This window comes from Candidatus Igneacidithiobacillus taiwanensis (genome assembly GCF_031962545.1).
In the GTDB taxonomy this organism is placed as follows: domain Bacteria; phylum Pseudomonadota; class Gammaproteobacteria; order Acidithiobacillales; family Acidithiobacillaceae; genus Igneacidithiobacillus; species Igneacidithiobacillus taiwanensis.
Map to the genome: position 1 here is coordinate 1 of NZ_JAVRKK010000194.1, position 3,176 is coordinate 3,176.

A 3,176-nucleotide genomic window follows, 5' to 3' on the forward strand; every position below is an offset into this window, starting at 1 on the left:
ACCCGGTAAAACCCCCGGATCCGGTACCCGACATGTTGAACCTGCATGGCACTCCTCCCTCGCCAAAGAAGTGCCAAAGGTTTGTGAACTTATGCAGGTAGCAAATGGCCCCCATTCGGGCCGCGGTGGTAAGGGGACCGTCGATCCAGCGGGTACCGTTGGCATCCAGTAAGTAACGGCCGACCAGATCGCTGGCGGTCATGTCCTCGTTGCAGGCCACGGTAATCAGCGGCTTGCCCAACTTCCAGGCCATGTACTCGACAAAACGAGATTTGCCGCAGCCCGTGGGCCCTTTCACCATGACCGGCAAGCGCTTGCGATAAGCGGCTTCGAATAGCGCCACCTCGTTGCCTTGGGGCTGATAATAGGGTTCCCGGTGGACACGATAGGTATCTGCAGGGAGATGGGGATCGCTCACGTTGTGTTTTCCTTTCGAGAACGTGCGCTGCACGCGAGCGCTGGGCGCCGGCGTGCAGCAGAGGGACGTTTTACCGGTGTGCGCCGAGCTTATCCCGCCAGCCGGGGTAGAGCTTGTCGGCATCGTGAGGGAACGAGGCGAAGGCACGGGCAAATTCCTTGTGGCTCTTGGCAAACTCGATCGGGTCGGCGCCGGACTTCCAGCACTCATATGCTTGGCGCAAAGAAATGGCGCCTGCCGCGGGGCTGTCGATATGGCCGTATGAGCCGCCGCCGGCGGTATTGATTACGTTGCCATGACCGAGGTTTTCAAAGAAGCCGGGCAGGCGCAGGGCGTTCATACCGCCGGAGATGATCGGCGTGGTGGGTTTCATGCCGTACCACTTTTGGTAGTACACCGGTCCTTGGCACTCGTCGCGCTCGATCATGTAGGCGATATTGCGGTCATCGTTTTCGCCTTCCATTTTTCCATAGCCCATGGTGCCGACGTGGATACCCGAGGCGCCTTGCAGGCGCGAAATCTTCGCCAAGACAAATGCGGTATAGCCCCGTTTGGCGGATGGCGAAGTGATCATGCCATGGCCAGCACGGTGGTAATGCAAATACTGCGCGGGATATTGCCGCCGGGCAGTGGTGATCATGCCAGGACCACCAACGAAGCCGTCCACCAGGAACGCGACCTTGTCGGCGTCGGGACCAAAAGTCTCAAGGATGAAGTCGGCGCGGGCGCACATTTCGTAATGGTCATCTGCAGTGATATTGGCCGAGAAGATTTTTGCCTGCCCCGTTTCGTCCATGGCCCGTTTCATGGCATCGGCAACCAGAGGAATCGTCTTTTTCAGGGGCGAGAACACTTGATTGCCCTGAGGTTCGTCATTTTTGATGAAGTCACCGCCGAGCCAAAATTGGTACGCTGCATGGGCGAAAGGTTCCGGGCGCAAGCCGAGTTTAGGCTTGATGATCGTCCCGGCAATGTAGCCACCGTTCTGGAGCGGGCGACCGAGAATGCGCCACAGATCGGAAATATCGCGACTGGGACCGTCGAAAAGCTGAATAGCACGCGGTGGCACCCAAAAGTCGATCATCTTGGCGTGCGCGATGTCGCCCATGCCCTGGTTGTTGCCGATAGCTAGCGTGAGGAAAGAGACAATCATCATGCGACCGTCGGTGACGTTGCGATCGAAAAGATCCAGAGGGTAAGCGATACGCATGTCCTCATTAGCTTCGTCGATATGGTAAACGAGGGCGTCAACACCCTTGGTGAAGTCATCGGTGGTTGATACTTCGACATTAGTACCGGTGGAAGACTCCGCGGCAAAATGCGCGGCAGCTTCGAGGTAGCCGTGGCCCGCCTTTGGCTTCATCTTGTAGGCTACCAAAATGTGCTGCCCGTTTTTGATCAGTTCCTCCTCCCGAAGCGAGAGGTCGGCATAACGTGCTGATTGATCCATGGCATTGCTCCTAGTATGGTCTGGAGGAGATACTGTACCTGCGTCAAATAATCAATAAAAACGATTATTTATAATAGAAATTATTAGAAATAATCATGATTATTTCTGGAATCGGCTGGTCTGTAGTGATTTGCGAGGACAATCGGCTACTTGTCATGAAAAACATTACACTGCGACAACTAGATATTTTACAGACGCTGGGTGCCACCGGATCGTACACCAAGGCCGCAAAACAGCTGCACCTTACCCAGTCGGCAGTATACGTGCAGGTGCGAAAGCTCGAGCAAGAAATTGGTCTGCCGCTGACAGAACAGGTAGGCAAGCGAGTGTTCTTGACCGATGCAGGGACCGAGGTCCTACGCGCCAGTTCCAGAATCAATAATCAATTAGAAGAATTGTCCCGCTCCTTGGAGCATTTGCGAGATGTAGAGGATGGACATATCCGCATCGCTGTCACGTCCGCTGCCAATGCCTTTGCTGTAGATCTTTTGGCGCGTTTTCAGCAGCAACACTCACATATTCAAATTCGCCTAGATATTGCCAACCGAAAGGAAGTGCTGGAAAGTTTAGAGCGCAACGATATCGACATGGCAATCATGGGTGAACCACCGCAAACGTTGGATTTATTATCGATTCCGTTTCATAAAAACGAGTTGATTGTAATCGCCGCAGCGCACTCTCCATTGCCTCGGATGTCCGCTATTTCATTAGTGGAATTGGCTAAAGAAACCTTCGTTCTCCGTGAGCCTGGGTCGGGAACCCGCGAGGCGATTTTGCGTTTTTTCGACGAACAAGGGTTGCAAATTGAGGATCGGGTAATCATGAACAATAACGAATCTATTAAGCAAGCCGTAAAGGTTGGTATGGGGGTAGCGATTGTCTCTCGACATAGCGTACTTACGAAAATTGAGGCGGGCTATTTACGCGAGATCAAAGTCGAAGGATTTCCTCTGCCAAAAATGTGGCATTTAGTACATCGAAAAGGAAAAAAGCTTGCGCCGGCACCTAATAGTTTTAAATCTTATTTGCTACAGCATCAATATGTCCGCACGACAAATGAATTATCTCAGATTATTTCATAACGGTGTTAGTGGGTTTTGATAATTAAATTTCTAAGCGCAAAACTTCTTGACGCTGTGATTTTCTGTGCTATTGCGTGGGTTGCGTGCGAAAACCAAGAATTTTCTGTGTCGATTATTTATACCATTAAGAGGATGCGGAAAAAATCTCCAAAAACTTCGGAATTCTTCTTGACCGTCCAAAAATTAGCTTAGTTGAGGCTCTTGCCGATCCTGTTTTTGCCTTTTT

3 protein-coding genes are annotated in these 3,176 nt (G+C 52.0%); 1 reads left to right on the top strand and 2 read right to left on the bottom strand.

What is annotated here, in order from left to right; translation table 11 throughout:
• Positions 1 to 418 (bottom strand): AAA family ATPase (locus tag RTI30_RS13490; RefSeq protein ID WP_312284038.1); only part of this gene is annotated, 418 nt, incomplete at its 3' end.
• A gap of 70 nt (positions 419 to 488) precedes the next feature.
• Positions 489 to 1,868: a ribulose-bisphosphate carboxylase gene (locus RTI30_RS13495; RefSeq protein ID WP_312284039.1), complete on the bottom strand. Its 1,380-nt coding sequence runs from the start codon at positions 1,866 to 1,868 to the stop codon at positions 489 to 491.
• Positions 1,869 to 1,963: 95 nt separating this feature from the next.
• Here RTI30_RS13495 and RTI30_RS13500 point away from each other — a divergent pair, with 95 nt between their 5' ends.
• A complete protein-coding gene (locus RTI30_RS13500) occupies positions 1,964 to 2,950 on the top strand; it encodes a LysR family transcriptional regulator (RefSeq protein WP_312284040.1) in 987 nt (328 codons plus the stop codon).
• The last annotated feature ends 226 nt before the right edge of the window (positions 2,951 to 3,176 follow it).

Bases quoted from the DNA above. Each gene is read 5' to 3' on its own strand.
- RTI30_RS13495 (WP_312284039.1), bottom strand. From the start codon at position 1,868: ATGGATCAATCAGCACGTTATGCCGACCTCTCGCTTCGGGAGGAGGAA.
- RTI30_RS13500 (WP_312284040.1), top strand. From the start codon at position 1,964: ATGATTATTTCTGGAATCGGCTGGTCTGTAGTGATTTGCGAGGACAAT.